This window comes from Streptomyces sp. CG 926 (genome assembly GCF_003148825.1).
Taxonomy (GTDB): Bacteria; Actinomycetota; Actinomycetes; order Streptomycetales; family Streptomycetaceae; genus Streptomyces.
This window is the reverse complement of the sequence record NZ_QGGZ01000011.1, coordinates 146,995-163,543: the sequence shown is the minus strand read 5'-3', so window position 1 is coordinate 163,543 and position 16,549 is coordinate 146,995. Positions and strand designations below refer to the sequence as shown.

General features: G+C 72.9%; 18 protein-coding genes. 6 read left to right on the top strand and 12 right to left on the bottom strand.

The genetic code is table 11. From position 1 onward, the window contains the following. Positions 1-25: 25 nt before the first annotated feature. Positions 26-958 (top strand): tyrosine-protein phosphatase, encoded by a 933-nt coding sequence (locus BCL76_RS27810; protein ID WP_109782138.1) that lies wholly within the window; start codon positions 26-28, stop codon positions 956-958. A gap of 75 nt (positions 959-1,033) precedes the next feature. Here BCL76_RS27810 and BCL76_RS27805 read toward each other — a convergent pair whose 3' ends face one another. Together BCL76_RS27805 and BCL76_RS27800 are read right to left on the bottom strand one after the other, a co-directional pair. Next, a complete protein-coding gene (locus tag BCL76_RS27805) occupies positions 1,034-2,719 on the bottom strand; it encodes a DEAD/DEAH box helicase (RefSeq protein WP_109782137.1) in 1,686 nt (561 codons plus the stop codon). Between the two features lie 101 nt (positions 2,720-2,820). After that, a complete protein-coding gene (locus BCL76_RS27800; RefSeq protein ID WP_030010141.1) occupies positions 2,821-3,024 on the bottom strand; it encodes a cold-shock protein in 204 nt (67 codons plus the stop codon). A 445-nt stretch (positions 3,025-3,469) separates the two neighbouring features. Between BCL76_RS27800 and BCL76_RS27795 the strand changes: the two genes are divergently transcribed. Then, a complete protein-coding gene (locus tag BCL76_RS27795; RefSeq protein ID WP_109782136.1) occupies positions 3,470-4,111 on the top strand; it encodes an SIMPL domain-containing protein in 642 nt (213 codons plus the stop codon). Between the two features lie 172 nt (positions 4,112-4,283). Here the strand turns inward: BCL76_RS27795 and BCL76_RS27790 are convergent, their stop codons facing one another. Genes BCL76_RS27790 through BCL76_RS27775 form a run of 4 tightly spaced genes read right to left on the bottom strand, consistent with a single transcriptional unit; the run spans position 4,284 to position 8,041 of the window. Further along, a complete protein-coding gene (locus tag BCL76_RS27790; protein WP_109782135.1) occupies positions 4,284-5,441 on the bottom strand; it encodes an acetyl-CoA C-acetyltransferase in 1,158 nt (385 codons plus the stop codon). Between the two features lie 27 nt (positions 5,442-5,468). Then, positions 5,469-6,098, bottom strand: a complete 630-nt coding sequence (locus BCL76_RS27785; protein ID WP_030773955.1) for a TetR/AcrR family transcriptional regulator — start codon at positions 6,096-6,098, stop codon at positions 5,469-5,471. A gap of 15 nt (positions 6,099-6,113) precedes the next feature. Beyond that, a complete protein-coding gene (locus tag BCL76_RS27780) occupies positions 6,114-6,896 on the bottom strand; it encodes an SDR family oxidoreductase (protein ID WP_109782134.1) in 783 nt (260 codons plus the stop codon). Further along, positions 6,893-8,041 carry an acyl-CoA dehydrogenase family protein gene (locus BCL76_RS27775; protein WP_109782133.1) on the bottom strand — a complete coding sequence of 383 codons (1,149 nt, stop codon included), beginning with the start codon at positions 8,039-8,041 and terminating at the stop codon, positions 6,893-6,895. The genes BCL76_RS27780 and BCL76_RS27775 overlap by 4 nt, the downstream gene beginning before the upstream one ends. A gap of 63 nt (positions 8,042-8,104) precedes the next feature. On the opposite strand from BCL76_RS27775, the gene BCL76_RS27770 reads away from it, so the two are divergent. The 3 genes from BCL76_RS27770 to BCL76_RS27760 are packed head-to-tail and all read left to right on the top strand — an operon-like array spanning position 8,105 to position 11,102. Then, positions 8,105-8,962 (top strand): enoyl-CoA hydratase, encoded by an 858-nt coding sequence (locus tag BCL76_RS27770; protein WP_109782132.1) that lies wholly within the window; start codon positions 8,105-8,107, stop codon positions 8,960-8,962. Beyond that, a complete protein-coding gene (locus BCL76_RS27765) occupies positions 8,962-10,107 on the top strand; it encodes an acyl-CoA dehydrogenase family protein (protein ID WP_109782131.1) in 1,146 nt (381 codons plus the stop codon). Before BCL76_RS27770 ends, BCL76_RS27765 begins: the two co-directional genes overlap by 1 nt. Beyond that, the gene (locus BCL76_RS27760; protein ID WP_109782130.1) at positions 10,107-11,102 is read left to right on the top strand and encodes an acyl-CoA dehydrogenase family protein; all 996 of its coding nucleotides are present in this window, start codon (positions 10,107-10,109) and stop codon (positions 11,100-11,102) included. The genes BCL76_RS27765 and BCL76_RS27760 overlap by 1 nt, the downstream gene beginning before the upstream one ends. Here the strand turns inward: BCL76_RS27760 and BCL76_RS27755 are convergent. The 5 genes from BCL76_RS27755 to BCL76_RS27735 form a co-directional block, all read right to left on the bottom strand. Beyond that, the gene (locus BCL76_RS27755; RefSeq protein ID WP_109782129.1) at positions 11,083-11,808 is read right to left on the bottom strand and encodes a class I SAM-dependent methyltransferase; all 726 of its coding nucleotides are present in this window, start codon (positions 11,806-11,808) and stop codon (positions 11,083-11,085) included. The two genes, BCL76_RS27760 and BCL76_RS27755, sit on opposite strands and share 20 nt — an antisense overlap. Before the next feature lie 112 nt (positions 11,809-11,920). Further along, entirely contained in the window at positions 11,921-12,469 is a 549-nt protein-coding gene (locus tag BCL76_RS27750) for a hypothetical protein (RefSeq protein ID WP_109782128.1), read from the bottom strand. Positions 12,470-12,539: 70 nt separating this feature from the next. Next, a complete protein-coding gene (locus BCL76_RS27745; RefSeq protein WP_109782127.1) occupies positions 12,540-13,511 on the bottom strand; it encodes an alpha/beta hydrolase in 972 nt (323 codons plus the stop codon). Then, positions 13,508-14,233, bottom strand: coding sequence for an SDR family NAD(P)-dependent oxidoreductase (locus BCL76_RS27740; protein WP_109782302.1), 726 nt, complete (start codon positions 14,231-14,233; stop codon positions 13,508-13,510). Before BCL76_RS27740 ends, BCL76_RS27745 begins: the two co-directional genes overlap by 4 nt. A 9-nt stretch (positions 14,234-14,242) precedes the next feature. Next, positions 14,243-15,373 (bottom strand): LLM class flavin-dependent oxidoreductase, encoded by a 1,131-nt coding sequence (locus BCL76_RS27735; RefSeq protein ID WP_109782126.1) that lies wholly within the window; start codon positions 15,371-15,373, stop codon positions 14,243-14,245. A gap of 112 nt (positions 15,374-15,485) precedes the next feature. On the opposite strand from BCL76_RS27735, the gene BCL76_RS27730 reads away from it, so the two are divergent. Further along, positions 15,486-16,079 carry a PadR family transcriptional regulator gene (locus BCL76_RS27730; protein ID WP_181382759.1) on the top strand — a complete coding sequence of 198 codons (594 nt, stop codon included), beginning with the start codon at positions 15,486-15,488 and terminating at the stop codon, positions 16,077-16,079. Here the strand turns inward: BCL76_RS27730 and BCL76_RS27725 are convergent. Further along, positions 15,992-16,531, bottom strand: coding sequence for a flavin reductase family protein (locus BCL76_RS27725; RefSeq protein ID WP_109782125.1), 540 nt, complete (start codon positions 16,529-16,531; stop codon positions 15,992-15,994). The genes BCL76_RS27730 and BCL76_RS27725 overlap by 88 nt on opposite strands. Positions 16,532-16,549: the final 18 nt, after the last annotated feature.

Genomic DNA, 16,549 nt, shown 5'->3' with positions numbered 1-16,549 from the left:
CTTCTCCGTCACAGGAGTCGCCCATATGAGCCGTGCCCGTATCCGCCTGACGATCGCGGCGGCCGCCGCCGCTCTCGCCGTCGGGACCCTGCCCGCCTCCGCGTACGCGGCGGCGCCCGGAGCCGGGGTCAGTGCCCGGCACCACCAGCACCAGCTGCAAGCCGAAACGATCCGCCAGATTCCCCTCCAGGGCGCCGTCAACCTCCGGGACATCGGCGGCTACCGCACCTGGACCGGCGGTCAGGTCCGCCAGGGACTGGTCTACCGCTCCGACGCACTGAGCAAGCTGACCGCAGCCGACGTCACCACCGTCGCCGGTCTCGGCCTCAAGAAGGTCGTCGATTTCCGCATTCCGATGGAGCTCCAGTACGACGGCGCCGACCGGCTGCCCGCTGGGCTCTCCCCCACCTCGCGCCCCGTCAGCGACCTCGGCCTCTACGGAACCCTCGTCGGCGCGATCGGCAGCGGTGATCCCGTCGTCCAGGAGCAGATGCTCGGCGGCGGCCGCGCCGAGGCCTACATGCGCGACATCTACCGCACCTTCGTGAGCAGCCCCGAGAACCGGGCGCAGTTCGCGGCGACCCTGCGGGAGATCGCCGACGGCCGGCAGGGCCCGATCCTGTACCACTGCACGTCCGGCAAGGACCGGACCGGCTGGATGAGCTACGTCCTGCTGCGCTCCCTCGCCGTCCCCGAGGACACCGCGGAGCGCGACTACCTGGCGTCGAACACCTTCCGCTCCGGCTACGACGCCCAGGTGCGGGCCGGCCTCAAGCAGTCGGGCCGGATGCAGAACCCGGACCTGCTGATCCCGCTCCAGGAGGTCCGCCAGGACTACCTGGACTCGGCGACGACGCAGCTGGAGGCCGACTACGGCAGCTTCTACGGCTATCTGACCAAGGGCCTCGGCCTGGACGTGTGGACGCTGGCGAAGCTGCAGGACCGCATGGTCCGGTAACGGACGGCGGACAGCACGACGCCGGGCAGCGCTGCTCGCGCTGCCCGGCGTCGTCGTGTTCGCGTACGGGGTGGGTCAGACCGCCCGGCGGCGGCCCTGCCCGCCGGAGCCGACCCGGCTGCGCGCGGAGGCCGCCGCGGCGCCACCGCCACCGCTGCCGGTTCCGCGTCGGCCGCGCTCGCCGGAGCCACCGGCCGCCGCGCCGCCGCCCTGGCCGCCGCGTCGGGCCTGGCCCGAACCGGAAGCCGCCGGGGCCTGCCCGGAGGAGGCACCCCCACCGGAACGACGGCCACGACCGCCGGCCGCCGGAGCACCACCCGTGGCGGCACCGGTGCGCGGCCCGCCGCCCGAGCGGCGGCGTGCGCCGGAGCCCGTACCGGAGCCGGAGCGCTGCTTGGGCGCGGTCGGCTGCGGGACCTCCAGCACCACCGGGATGCCCGAGGGCTCCTTGGCGCCGGTCAGTCGGGCCAGTTCCGCGTCGGAGGACTTGATCTGCGCGGTGCGCGGGGAGATCCCGGCGTCCGACATCAGGCGGGTCATGTCCCGCTTCTGGTCGGGGAGCACCAGGGTGACCACGCTGCCGGACTCACCGGCGCGGGCGGTACGGCCGCCGCGGTGCAGGTAGTCCTTGTGGTCGGTGGGCGGGTCCACGTTGACGACGAGGTCGAGGTCGTCGATGTGGATGCCGCGCGCCGCGACGTTGGTGGCGACCAGCGCGGTGACCTCGCCCGTCTTGAACCAGTCGAGGGTGCGGTTGCGCTGAGGCTGGGAGCGGCCGCCGTGCAGGCCGGAGGCGCGTACGCCGTCCGCGAGGAGCTTCTTGACCATGCGGTCGACCCCGCGCTTGGTGTCGACGAACATGATCACCCGGCCGTCGCGAGCGGCTATACGCGTCGCCACGGCCTTCTTGTCGGTCTCGTCCATGACGTACAGGACGTGGTGCTCCATGGTGGTGACCGCGCCGGCCGACGGGTCGACGGAGTGGCCGACCGGGTCGGTCAGGAACATCTTGACGAGCTTGTCGATGTTCTTGTCCAGCGTGGCCGAGAACAGCATCCGCTGGCCGCCGGGCTCGACCTGCTTGAGCAGCGCCGTGACCTGCGGCATGAAGCCCATGTCGGTCATCTGGTCGGCCTCGTCGAGGACGGTGATCGAGACCTGCGAGAGGTCGGCGTCGCCGCGGTCGATGAGGTCCTTCAGGCGGCCGGGGGTGGCGACGAGCACCTCGGCGCCGCGGCGCAGGGCGCCCGACTGCCGGTTGATCGACATGCCGCCGACGACGGTGGCGATGCGCAGGTTGACGGCGGTGGCGTACGGGGCCAGCGCGTCGGTGACCTGCTGCGCGAGCTCACGGGTCGGTACGAGGACCAGCGCGAGCGGCGCCTTCGGCTGCGCGCGGCGGCCGGCGGTGCGGGCGAGCAGCGCCAGGCCGAAGGCCAGCGTCTTGCCGGAGCCGGTACGGCCGCGGCCGAGCAGGTCACGGCCGGCGAGGGAGTTCGGCAGCGTCGCGGCCTGGATCGGGAACGGCTCGGTGACGCCCTGGGCGGCGAGGGTCTTCAGCAGCGCCTCGGGCATGTCCATGTCGCCGAACGACTCGACCGGCGGCAGCGCCGGTGCGATCGGCTCGGGCATGGTGAATTCCTGGGGCCGGGCAACGGGCGCGGACTTCTGCCGTCCCGCGCCAGACTTCGGACGCCCCTGGGCCGCACCTCGACCCCGGGTGGGGCGGCGGCTGGGTCGTGCGGAGCTGGAGCTGGTCATGCGAGAAAGCCCTCCTGAAACCGGCAGGTAAAACAAAGGTCGAAACAGCAGACAAGCCGGGGCCCGCACCTCGCGGTGCGGACCCCGGCATGCTGAAGGACTTAGGCGGGGATGATGTTCTCCGCCTGGGGGCCCTTCTGGCCCTGCGTGACGTCGAAGGACACGCGCTGGCCCTCCTGGAGCTCACGGAAGCCCTGGGTGGCGATGTTCGAGTAGTGGGCGAAGACGTCCGGGCCGCCACCGTCCTGCTCGATGAAGCCGAAGCCCTTTTCCGAGTTGAACCACTTCACGGTGCCAAGTGCCATTTTAAATCTCCTGAATAGGCGGCAAAGGGCCCCATCCGGAGATTCCGGCAAAACAATAAAAGCGCCTGCGGAGCATTCCCGTCAGGCGCACATAAAGTTCATGGGTACCACAACTGCAACGAGCTCTAAGCTAGCACATCTCGCTGCGGGGAGTCCCGGGTCGAGGGGTGTGACCTGCGCCCTCCGCCCCATCGGCGGACGGCGCGCCGACCTGCCCGGAAGGGGGCTCGGCGGGCCACAGGCCCCGTCCCCCTTGGGTCGTGGGCGGTCCCGGTCGGTGCGGGCGCTCACCTCGCCGCGGGGGCCGGCCTCCGCCCAGGGCGAAAAGATTCATCCCTACGGGTCGGACCGAGCCGGCCGGCACGGACCACCGCGAGCGGCCTGGGACGGCTGTGGGCGGCGGAAGGCCCTGGCGACCTCCCGCCCAAGCTGGTTTGATCATGGAATGGCAGCGATCAAGGAGCCCTGGGGGCTCAGTGTGCTCGGCGCGGGCAGCGTGTCCGCCGAACCCCGACTCGCCCACGTGGACCTGGCGGTCGATCTCCTCGCCCCGACCCCGAAGGCGGCCTTCGCCGAGGCGGGCACGGCCGTGACCCGACTGCGGGCCGTCCTGCGCGAGCACGGCATACCGGACTCCGACGTGTCGGGCTCACGGCTGCAGCTCACCTCGCAGTACCGGGGCTACGGCGCCGACCGGACCTTCCACGGCTACGCCTGCGTGGCCACGTACACGGTGCGGACGGAGGAGCTGGCCGGGCTGGAGCTGCTGATCGAGGACGCGGTCACGGCCGGCGCGAACCGGGTCGACGCCGTGCGGTTCGAGGTGGACGACAAGCCCGCGATGCGCGACGAGGCCCGGCGCCGGGCGGTGGCGGCCGCCCGGCGCAAGGCCGAGGTGTACGCGCAGGCGTGCGGACTACGGCTGGGGCCGGTCATCCACATCGAGGACGTCGACCCGGAGTCGATGGGCGGCCACAGCCACGGCCGCCGCACGGGCGGGGACCCGGAGGACGACGGCGCCCTCACCCCGGGCTCGGTCCGCGTGGAGGCCGCCGTCCTCCTCGGCTTCTCCCTGCTCCCCGAGTGACCCCTGCGGCGGCTACAGCCGTTCGATGATCGTCACGTCGGCCCGGCCGCCGCCCTCGCACATGGGCCCCTCCCCTCACGGCCCCCTCGCGCCGCCTCGGCCCAGGGGCCTCACAGGCTTCGGCGGCCTGCGCCGACCTCCGGCCGGCGGTTGCCGCTCCGGGCGGGGGCTCCTAGAGCCGCTCGATGATCGTCACGTTGGCCTGGCCGCCGCCCTCGCACATGGTTTGGAGGCCGTAGCGGCCTCCGGTGCGTTCCAGTTCGTGCAGGAGGGTGGTCATCAGCTTCACCCCGGTCGCGCCCAGGGGGTGGCCCAGCGCGATGGCGCCGCCGTTGACGTTGACCCGCTCCGGGTCGGCGCCGGTCTCCTTCAGCCAGGCCAGCACCACTGGGGCGAAGGCCTCGTTGATCTCCACCAGGTCGATGTCGGACAGGGACATGCCGGTCTTCTTCAGCGCGTACGCCGTGGCGGGGATCGGCGCGGACAGCATGCGGATGGGGTCCTCGCCCCGTACCGAGAGGTGGTGGATGCGGGCGCGCGGCCGCAGGCCGTGTTCCCGTACCGCCCGCTCGGAGGCGATCAGCATCGCGGCCGCGCCGTCCGAGACCTGGGAGGAGACGGCCGCCGTGATGGTGCCGCCCTCGACCACCGGCTTGAGGCCGGCCATCTTCTCCAGGGTCGTGTCCCGGCGCGGGCCCTCGTCCACGCCCACCTCCCCGTACGCCACCGTCTCGCGCGAAAAGCGGCCCTCGTCGATGGCGCGGATCGCCCGCCGGTGGGAGCGGAGCGCGAATTCCTCCATGTCCTGCCGGGCGATCCCCCACTTCTGCGCGATCAGCTGCGCGCCGTGGAACTGGTTCACCGGGGCGTCCCCGTACCGGGCCCGCCAGCCCGCCGAGCCCGCGTACGGGCCTTCGGTCAGGCCCAGCGGCTCCGCCGCCTGCCGGGAGGCGAAGGCGATCGGGATCATCGACATGTTCTGCGTGCCGCCCGCGACCACCAGGTCCTGGGTGCCGGACAGGACGCCCTGCGCCGCGAAGTGCACGGCCTGCTGCGAGGACCCGCACTGGCGGTCGACGGTGACCCCGGGCACCTCCTCGGGCAGGCCGGCCGCCAGCCACGCCGTCCGGGCGATGTCCCCGGCCTGCGGCCCGACCGTGTCGAGGCAGCCGAACACCACGTCCTCCACGGCGGCCGGGTCCACCCCGGACCGCTCGATCAGTGCCTTCAGGACGTGTGCTCCCAGGTCGGCCGGATGGACGGCGGCCAGGCCGCCGTTCCGCCGCCCCACGGGGGTGCGTACCGCATCGACTATGTAGGCCTCGGGCATCGGGATCTCCTCGGACGGTCGGGTCGGTCAGGTGGGGCGCAGTGCGATCCCGTCCAGCACCATCGACAGGTACTGGCGGGCGATCTCCTCGGGGCTGTGCTGTCCGCCCGGCCGGTACCAGGAGGCCGCCACCCACACCGTGTCGCGCACGAAGCGGTAGGTGAGGCGGATGTCGAGGTCGGCGCGGAAGACCTGCGCCTCGACCCCTCGCTGCAGCGTCCCCAGCCAGGCCTTCTCGAACTTCTGCTGTGAGTCGGACAGGTAGTGGAAGCGGGGCTGGGCGGAGAGGGTGCGGGACTCCTTCTGGTAGATGGCGACAGCGGCGCGGTGCCGGTCGATCTCCCGGAAGGACTCGGTGACGAGGGCCTCGATGGTCTCCCTCGGGCCGAGGCCCGCGGCGAGGACGGTGTCGTACCCGTCCCACAGTTCGGTCAGGAAGGCCGAGAGGATCTCGTCGAGCATCGATTCCTTGGAATCGAAGTGGTAGTAGAGGCTGCCGGCGAGCATGCCGGCGGCGTCGGCGATCTTGCGGACGGTGGTGGCGTTGTAGCCCTGCGCGGCGAAGACCTCGGCGGCGGTGTCGAGGAGTTCACGACGCCGTTCGGGGGAGGCCGTCACCTGGGGCTTCTTCGGGGATGTCGGCTTGTTCGTTGGCACGCGTCCATTCTCGGCCTACGCGTGCTGGCTGCTGACCGACACCGTCTCGCCGGTCATGTACGACGAGTAGGCGCTGGCCAGGAAGACGATGACGTTGGCGACCTCCCAGGGTTCGGCATAGCGGCCGAAGGCCTCGCGGGCGGTCAGTTCGGCCAGCAGCTCCTCGCTGGTGACCTTCACCAGGTGCGGGTGCATGGCCAGGCTCGGGGCGACCGCGTTGACGCGTACGCCGAACTCGGCGGCCTCCAGGGCCGCGCAGCGGGTCAGTGCCATCACCCCGGCCTTGGCGGCGGCGTAGTGGGCCTGACCGGTCTGGGCGCGCCAGCCGATGACGGAGGCGTTGTTGACGATCACTCCGCCGCCGCCGGACGCCCGGAACGAGCGCAGGGCGGCGCGGGTGCAGCGGAAGGTGCCGTTCAGGGTGACGTCGAGGACGCGGGACCACTGCTCGTCGCTCATGTCGACGAGGGCGGCGGTGCCGCCGAGACCCGCGTTGTTGACGACGATGTCGAGGCGGCCGTGGGTGTGTTCGGCGAGCGCGAAGAGGGCCTGAACCTGCTCCTCGTCGGTGACGTCGCAGGGCAGGGAGGTGACGCGGTCCGCGCCGAACTCCGCGGCGAGCACCTCCTCGGTCTCCTTCAGGCGGCGGGCGTGGGCGTCGCCGATGACGATGCGGGCGCCTTCCTCCAGGAGGCGGCGGGCGGTGGCTCCGCCGATCCCGGCCCCGGCGGCGGCGGTGACGACGGCGTTTCGGTCCTTCAGCAGTCCGTGCCCGGGGACATAGTCGGGGGTGCTCACGCCCGTACCTCCTTGGGAAGGCCGAGGATCCGCTCGGCGATGAGGGTGCGCTGGATCTCGTCCGAGCCCGCGTAGATGGTGTCGGCGCGGGAGAAGAGGAAGAGCCGCTGCCAGTCGTCGAGGTCGTACGGGTCCCCGTGCGCGCCGGTGGCCAGGAGCGAGGGGGCGGCGCAGACGTCCATGGCGAGTTCGCCGAGGTCCCGGTGCCAGCGGGACCAGTACAGCTTGGCGGTGGAGGGCGCGGTGCCCGGGGTGAGGGCGGTGGCGCGCATGGTCTCCAGTCCGATCCAGGCCTGGACGAGGCGGTCGCGGATCAGGGGGTCGGCGAGGGCGCCGTTGGTGCGGGCGAGTGCGGCCAGGGCTTCGAGTTCGCGGCGGAAGCCGACCTGTTGGCCGAGGGTGGAGACGCCGCGCTCGTAGCCGAGGGTGGCCATGGCGATGCGCCAGCCGTCGCCGGGGGCGCCGACGATGTGGGTGGCGTCGGTGCGGGCGCCGTCGAAGAAGACCTCGTTGAACTCGGAGGTGCCGGTGAGCTGGGTGATCGGGCGGACCTCGACCCCGGGTCGGTCCATGGGGACCAGGAGGTAGGACAGGCCTTGGTGGCGGCGCGAGCCTGGTTCGGTGCGGGCGAGGACGAAGCACCACTGGGCGGCGTGGGCCAGTGAGGTCCAGGTCTTCTGGCCGTCGACGATCCACTGCCCGTCCCGGAGGGTGGCGCGGGTGCGGACGGCGGCGAGGTCGGAGCCGGCGCCCGGTTCGCTGTAGCCCTGGCACCACAGTTCCCGGGCGGCCCGGATCGGCGGGAGGAAGCGGCGCTTCTGCTCCTCGGTGCCGTGGGCGATGAGGGTGGGGCCGAGGAGCTGCTCGCCGATGTGGCCGACGCGGGCGGGGGCGTCGGCGAGGGCGTACTCCTCGTGGAAGGCGATCTGCTCGGCGACGGACGCGCCGCGGCCGCCGTGTTCGACGGGCCAGCCGACGCAGGTCCAGCCGTGGGCGGCCATGTGGCGCTCCCAGGCGAGGCGTTCGGCGAAGGCCTCGTGCTCGCGGCCGGGTCCGCCGCGGCCCTTGAGGGCGGCGAACTCGCCGGTGAGGTGGGCCCGTAGCCACCCCCGGACCTCGATGCGGAACTCCTCGACGCTGCTCATGGCCGTACGTTAACCTACCAAACACTTGTTAGGGAAGCTTCGCTCGTGAAGGATGGACGCCGCATGCCCGACGACCGCACGCCCGACGACACACCCGTGCTCTACGAGCGGCGCGGCCCGGTCGCGTACGTGACCATGAACCGCCCCCGCTACCGCAACGCGCAGAACAGCGCGATGACGTACGCGCTCGACGACGCCTTCTACCGGGCCGCCGAGGACCCGGAGGTGAAGGTGATCGTCCTGGCCGGGGCCGGCGAGCACTTCTCCGCGGGCCACGACATCGGCACCCCCGGGCGCGACGCCCACCTGCCCTTCGAGCGGCGGGCCGGCCTGTGGTGGGACCACACCGGGCGGCCCGGCGCCGAGTCCCGCTTCGCGCGCGAGTCGGAGGTGTACCTGGGGATGTGCCGGCGCTGGCGGGAGTTGCCGAAGCCGGTGATCGCCTCGGTGCGCGGGGCCTGTGTGGCGGGCGGGCTGATGCTGGCCTGGGTCTGCGACCTGATCGTGGCGAGCGAGGACGCCTTCTTCGCTGACCCGGTCGTACGGATGGGCATCCCCGGGGTCGAGTACTTCGCGCACCCGTGGGCGATGCCGCCGCGGATCGCGAAGGAGTTCCTCTACACCGGCGACCGGATGGCGGCCCGACGCGCGTACGAGGTCGGCATGGTCAACCGGGTCGTGGCGGACCCGGAGTTGGAGGCCGAGACCGAGCGGTTGGCGCTGCGGATCGCCGGGATGCCCGCCTTCGGACTGGCGCTGACCAAGCGGGCCGTCAACCAGGCCGAGGACCTCCAGGGCCTGCACACCGGCATGGACTCGGTGTTCGGCCTGCACCACCTGGCGCACGCGCACAACGCGGAGACCGCGGCGGACTCGCTCGGCGGCGTCGACATCGCCGCCCTGAAGGAGGCGAACACCTGATGGAACTCACGCACACGGCGGACGTGGAGGCCTTCCGGGCCGAGGCCCGGCACTGGCTCCGCGCCCATGTCCCGGCCCGACCCCTGCCCTCCCTGGAGACGGCCGAGGGCTTCGCGGCGCACCGGGAGTGGGAAGCGCTGCTGCACACGGACCGCTGGTCGGTGGTGTCGTGGCCCGAGGAGTACGGGGGCCGGGGCGTGGACATCGTCAACTGGCTGGTCTTCGAGGAGGAGTACTGGGCGGCGGGCGCGCCCGGCCGGGTCTCGCAGAACGGCATCAACCTCCTCGCCCCCACCCTCTTCGACCATGCGAGCGCGGAGCAGCGCGCGCGGGTGCTGCCGTCGATGGCGAGCGGCGAGGTGATCTGGGCGCAGGCCTGGTCGGAGCCCGAGTCGGGGTCCGACCTGGCGTCGCTGACGTCGCGGGCGGTCCGGACGGAGGGCGGCTGGCTGCTGTCCGGGCAGAAGACCTGGTCCTCACGGGCGGCCTTCGCGGACCGCGCCTTCGGGATCTTCCGTACCGACCCGGACACCGCGAAACCGCATCAGGGACTGACGTACCTGATGTTCGACCTGCGGGCGCCGGGGGTGACGGTGCGGCCCATCGGCCGGCTCGACGGCAAGCCGGCCTTCGCGGAACTCTTCCTGGACCAGGTCTTCGTACCGGACGAGGACGTGATCGGGGAGCCGGGGCAGGGCTGGCGCATCGCCATGTCGACGACCGGGAACGAGCGCGGGCTGACCCTGCGCTCCCCCGGCCGGTTCCTGGCGGCGGCGGACCGGCTGGTCGGCCTGTGGCACGCGCACGGGGACCCGGCCGACACCGCGCTACGGGACCGGGTGGCGGACGCGGTGGTCGGGGCCCGCGCGTACGAGCTGTTCACCTGGGCGAACGCCTCCCGCTTCGCGGCGGGCGGCACGATCGGCGCCGAGTCCAGCCTGAACAAGGTGTTCTGGTCGCAGTACGACATCGCCCTGCACGAGACGGCTCTGGACCTGCTGGGCGCGGACGCGGAGCTGGCGGACGGCGAGTGGGCCGAGCCGTGGGTGTTCTCCCTGGCCGGGCCGATCTACGCGGGGACGAACGAGATCCAGCGCGACATCATCGCCGAGCGGCTGCTCGGCCTCCCGAAGGGCCGCCGCTGATGCGCTTCCTGCTGACCGACGAGCAGTCGGACTTCGCCCGTACGGTGCGCTCCCTGCTGGGTTCGGCGCAGGTCCCGGCGGCGGTACGGGCCTGGGCGGACGGCGACGCCGGACCCGGGCGGGCGCTGTGGGCCCGGCTCGCCGAGACCGGTCTGTTCGCGCTGGCCGTGCCGGAGGCCTACGAGGGGGTGGGCCTGCTCCCGTCGGAGCTGTCGCTCGGCTTCGTGGAGCTGGGCCGGGCCGGGGTGCCGGGGCCGGTGGTGGAGAGCGCCGCGGCGTCGGTGCTGTTGGCGGAGCTGGCGGACAAGACGCTCGCCGAGCGGCTCCTGCCGCGGCTGGCGCGGGGCGAGGCCTCGGCCACGCTGACCCTGCCGGGCGGCAGCCCGTACGCCGTGGACGCGGATTCGGCGACGTACCGCTTCACGGTGTCCTCGGCCGGCGAACTGCGGCTGGCGGCTGGCCCCGGTGAGCCGCTCCCGTCGACGGATCCCGCGCGCCGGTTGTCCCTCCCGCCGGCCGGCGGCGGTGAACTGCTGGCGGCCGGTCCGGCGGTGGCCCGGGCGGCCGAGGTGGCCGGACGGTGGGCCCGGCTGCTGACGGCCGCCCAGTGCCTGGGCGTCGGCGAGGCGCTGCTGGCCAGGACGGTGGAGTACGCGAAGCAGCGCACGCAGTTCGGGACGCCGATCGGGACCTTCCAGGCGGTCAAGCACCGGCTGGCGGACACCCTGCTCGACCTGGAGTTCGCGCGCCCGCTGGTGTGGGCGGCGGCCCTGTCGCCGGGGCCGGGCGAGGTGGCGGCGGCGAAACTGGCGGCCGGCGAGGCGTCGTACCGGGCGGCGATGACGGCGCTCCAGCTCCACGGTGCGGTGGGCTACACCGAGGAGCTGGACCTGTCGCTGTGGCTGCGCAAGGCCCGCCCCCTGCGGGACGCCTGGGGGACGCCGGCGGCCTGCCGGGCCGAGGTGCTGCGGTCCCTCACACCACCGCGACGTTGAGGCTCACGACGTACTGCTCCTCGACGATGCCGTCCGGGAAGAGCCCGTTCAGCAACTCCCGCTCCCCCGCGAAGTACGCGCGGGTGCGGGCCTCGCCCAGGACCAGGAAGGCGGAGTGGCTGGCGAGGTTGGCGAGGTGGTCGTCCAGCGTGATGCGCCGGGTCCACGTCACCGAGCGGGTGGTGAACTCGCCGAGCCCCTCGGGCAGGGTGCGGTGGGTCTCCCCCTCGACCTCGAAGAAGACGCGCAGCCGCGCCTCCTGCTCGGCGATCCACGGGACGGTGGTGTCCGCGTCGTTCCACCAGAGGGCGAGCGCGCCGCCGGGGCGCAGCGCCCGCCGGGCCTCGGGCACGGAGCGGGCCGGGTCGGTCCAGTGCCAGGCCTGGGCGTAGGTGATCAGGTCGACGGAGTCGGTGGCCAGCGGCAGCCGGTCCCCGTCGCCGCGCACGATCGGGATGTCGGGGTGGGTGCGGCGGAACTCGGCGGCCATCCCGTCGCCGGGCTCCACGGCGACGACCTCGGCCCCGCGCTCGCGCAGGAGCGTGGTGGCGATCCCGGTACCGGCTCCTACGTCGGCCACCCGGGCCCCGGCGAGCGGCCGACCGGTGAGGTGCTCCACGGCGTCGAAGAGGGCAGGGGGGTAGCTGGGGCGGTGGGCCGCGTACGAAGCGGCCGCCGCGTCGAAGGAACGGGCGCGTGTTGTCATGCGTCCATTCTTTTCGATCACACAATCGGCAACAAGATCGCGGTACTTGCACCCCTGCGAAGGACGACGTGGGCGAGGCGCGGGCTCCTCGGCAGGGGCCGGGGGACGCCTTTCAGGTCCGGGGGCGCAGGGAGATCCGGCCGACGAGGAGGGTCTGGAGCAGGATCAGGGCCCCGGCGCCGGCCACCGGCCAGAGCGGCCGGTCCGGGCGCCCGCCCACGGCCCAGGCCGGGCCGTCGGGGTCCACCGTCACGGTCAGCCGGGCGCCGACCGGGAGGTCCGTGGCCACCGGGCCGGGCAGATCCCGGCCGGCCTCCGTGCGCAGCCGCAGCGACGGGGCGGAGGTCGAGCCGTCCTTCGCCACGGTCCGCTCGGCGACGACCGCCTGTTCCTCCCGGCCGCGGTCGTGCAGGGTGTGCCGGTCCCAGGCGGTCCCGCCGGCCACCGCGATGCCGACCGCGAGGAGTGCGACGCAGGTGCGGGCGACGAACTCCGCGCCGGTGCCGTGCGGTACGGCCGCGCCGAGGACGAAGACGGCCAGCAGGACCGGGATCCAGGCGCCCTCGGGGCCCCGGAGCAGCCAGATCGCGCCGAACTCCCCTGCCAGCAGGAGGCAGTTGCGCAGGACCGCGCCCGGCAGCCTCCGTATCAGTTCAGCCATGGACACATCATGCCCGGGGGGCCGGCGGGAACCGCCACCCGGGCGGGGCCGTGGCGCCGGGGCAGTGCGCCTACTCCATGGTGGGAGGACGACGGTTCGCATCCGGCCGCCCCGCCCGTGCCACCCCCGCCACCCAGGCCCCGGCCGCCCGGAGCGCGGCGGCGCCCGCCGGTAGCGGCAGGCCCAGGAAGCCGTGGAAGACCCCCGGGTGGAGCTGGAGCGTGCAGTCGACGCCGGCCGCCGCCAGCCGGCGGGCGTAGCCGATGCCCTCGTCGCGCAGCACGTCGCAGTCGGCGAGGACGATCAGGGCGGGCGGCAGGCCCGACAGGTCGGGGGCGCGCAGCGGCGAGACGTGCGGGTGCTCCGGGTCGCCGCCGTACTGTTCCCAGTACCAGGCCATGTGGGCGGCGGTGTGGAAGTAGCCCTGCGCGTACCTCTCCACGGAGGCGGATTCCATCCGGGCGTCCAGCGGCGGGTAGAACAGCAGCTGGCCCGCGACGAGTTCGGGGGCGCGCAGGGCGGTCACGGCCGCGAGGTTGCCGCCGCTGGAGTCCCCCGCCACCACCACGCGGCCGGGGTCGCAGCCGAGGGCGCGGGCCCACTCGCGGGACTTGAGCAGGACGGTGAGCGCGTCGTCCGGCGCCGCCGGCCAGGGGTGTTCCGGGGCGAGCCGGTGGTCCGCCGAGACGACGACGGCGCCCGCGGCCAGGGCCAGGGAGCGGCAGGTCGCGTCGTGGGAGTCCAGGCCGCACATGACCCAGCCGCCGCCGTGCAGGTACACGATCAGGGGCCGGTCGGCCGGGCCCGGCCCGGGATCGTAGATCCGGACCGGGACCCCGCCCGCGTCCGTATCGGACACCGAGGCCATGGCGGGGCCCGCGCGGCCGGACCCGGACGCCGCGGCCGCCCGCAGGGCGTGGACGTCGCCCGGACCGGGGAAGCCGGCGGTCATCGCGTCGCACAGCGCTCGGGCCCCGGGCGAGAGGGGGTCGGGGGTGCGGAGGCCGGGGCTGCGGAGGCCGGGTGCGTGGAGGTCGCTCATGCCGTCGTCATCCCTCCGTCCACGGTGAACTCGCCGCCGGTGACGTACGAGGACGCGTCCGAGCAGAGGAAGAGGACGAGCTCCCCGACCTCCTCCGGGCGGCCCATCCGCCCCAGCGGTACGTGCGACCAGTCCCGGCCGGCCACCGCCTCGGCCACCATCGGGGTGTCGATGGCCCCCGGGTGGACGGAGTTGACCCGGATCCGGTCCCGGGCGAGGTCGAGCGCCGCCGACCGGGTCAGTCCGCGCAGCCCGAACTTGGTGGATCCGTAGGCGGCGTGGCCGGGGATCCCGACCAGGCCGGCGGTGGAGGAGATGTTGACGATCGAGCCGCCGCCGGCCGCGCGCAGCACCGGCGCGACCGCCTGGATGCCGAGGAACGGCCCGAGCAGGTTGACCCGTAGGAGCGCCTCGAAGTCCTCCAGCCGTTGCCGTTCCACGTGGGCGGTGCGCCACAGGGCCGCGTTGTTGACCAGGGCCGAGACCGTACCGAAGGCGCGGACCGCCTCCTTCACCACCGTCGCCCAGCTCGCCGGGTCGGCCACGTCGTGGCGCACGTACAGTCCCTGGTCGCCGAGTTCGGCGGCCACCGCCCGGCCCTCGTCCTCCCGTACGTCGGTGACGAGGACCCGGGCCCCCGCCGCCGCGCACAGCCGGGCCTCGGCGGCGCCCTGGCCGCGCCCGGCACCGGTGATCACGACGACCTTGTCGTCGAGCTGCATCCCCATGGTTCAGCCCTCCAGGGCGCGGAAGTGCGGGATGACCTTCTCGCCCCACTGACGGATGGTCTCCATGCACGCCTCCTGGGGGACGGTGCCCATCTGGATCAGGCACATCACCTCGTCGACGCCGATCTCGCGGAGTTGCTCGACGTAGGCGATGGCGGTCTCGGCGCTGCCGTACGCGTGCTCGGCGTTGTAGGTGCCGGTGTCGACGGGGCGGGCGGGGATGTTCGCCTCGTGCAGTTTGGCGACGAGTTCCTCCCGGCCCCTGGCCAGGGCCGCCACATGGGAGTCGGCGCTTTCGTCGTCGGCGTATCCGGTCGGTTCGGGGCCGTTGCCGTACCAGTGGGCGATGGACTCGGCGAAGAAGCGCTGCCCGCGGATGCCCAGGCGCAGGGCCCGCTCGGCGTCGTCGAGGACGATGGTCGGGCAGAGGGCGGAGAGGTGGTCGTTGACCTCGGTCGAGACGAGGCGCTCGCCGTCGCGCGTGGCGATGGCCTCGTCGTAGACCTTGCGCATGGCGCGTACGTCGTCGGCGCCGGCGAAGCCCATCACCAGGGCCCCTATGCCGAGCTCGGCGGCCAGCTTGAGGGTGTCGTGCTTGGAGCAGGCCATGAACAGCGGCGGGTGCGGGCCTTGGACCGGGCGGGGCAGGATCGCGCCGGGGCCGATGTCGATCGAGCCGTGCCACTCGAAGGTCTCCTCCCTCCAGGCGGAGGAGAAGATCCGCAGCGCCTCCTCCATCTGCGGGTAGGTGTCCTCGGGCCTGACCCCGTACATGGACATCTCCTGGCGGGTGGCCCCGCGCCCGGCGCCGATGTCGACGCGGCCGCCGGAGAGCACGTCGAGCATGGCGGCGCGCTCGGCGACCCGTACCGGGTGCTGGTAGCCGAAGGGCATGGTGACGACGCCGTGGCCGATCCGGATCCGGTGCGTGCGGGCGGCCACCCAGGTCAGGAAGATCTCGGAGGCGCTCATGTGCGCGTACCGGGTCAGGGAGTGGTGCTCGACGGCCCAGATCCGGTCGAAACCCATCTCCTCGGCGTACACGGCCTGTTCGACGCAGTCGTGGATGACCTGGCGTTCACGTTCGGGGGTGGGGTCGACGAGCTGCGCCTCGAAGATCATCGAGAACTTCACGGTGAGGTCCCTCCATCCGGCTTTCGCGACACTATTTCTAATAGGAATACTTCTAGCAGTCATACTTCACAGGGGGAAGGGTGTCGTCGGGACCGGTCGTAGACTGCGCTGCGTGGCAGACGAGACGAACAGGCGCACGCTCCCCGCGACCAGCTGGGCGGTGCTCGGGCTGCTCTCCTTCGGAGAGGAGCTCTCCGGTTACGACCTGAAGAAGTGGTCGGACTGGTCGCTGCGGTTCTTCTACTGGAGCCCGTCGTTCAGCCAGATCTACAGCGAGCTCAAGCGCTTGGAGAAGGCGGGCTACGCCTCGTCGCGGATGGTCGCCCAGGACACCGGGACGCGCGACAAGCGGGTCTACCGGATCACGGACGAGGGCATGACGGCCGTACGGGAGTGGGCCCGCGAGGCCCCCGTCGACCCGCCGGTCCTCAAGCACGGACCGATGCTGCGGCTGTGGCTGGGCCACCTGCTGGAGCCGGAGCAGATGCGCGAAGTCCTCGTCCAGCACCAGGAGTTCGCGGAGAAGATGCGCCGTCGCGCGGTGGCCGACGGGGAGGGCGCGAAGGACGAGAGCGCGTGGGCGTACCCGACGCTCACCCTCAAGTGGGCCGAGCGGTACTACGCCTCCGAGCGTGACCTCGCGGCCGCCATGCTCGACGACATCGACGCGCTGAACGGGCCCGACGGGCTCGGCAAGCTGCCGTAGGAGCGCCGGAAGTACAGCAGTGGCGGCCCGTCCCGGTGCACGGCCAGGGCGGTGACCCGGCCCAGCGCGATGGCGTGGTCGCCGCCGTCCAGCACGTCCGCGAGCTCGCACTCGACGCTCGCGAGCACGCCGTCGAGCAGGGGCGCGCCGTTGCCGGCGGGCCGCCAGGGGATCCCGGCGAACTTGTCGCCGCCGGTGACGGCGAAGGCGCGGCACAGCTCACGCTGGTCCGCGGCCAGGATGTTGACGGCGAAGGCGCCCGCGGACCTGATCCGCGGCCAGCTGGCCGAGGTGTGCGCAGGGCAGAAGCAGACCAGCGGCGGGTCCAGCGAAACCGATGAGAAGGACTGCACGGCCATCCCGACGGGGCGGCCGTCGTCTCCGCACGCCGTGATGACGGCGACGCCGGTACAGAAGCTGGACAGGGCGGACTTCATGTCCATGGACGCCATGGAGGAGCCTCCTGATTA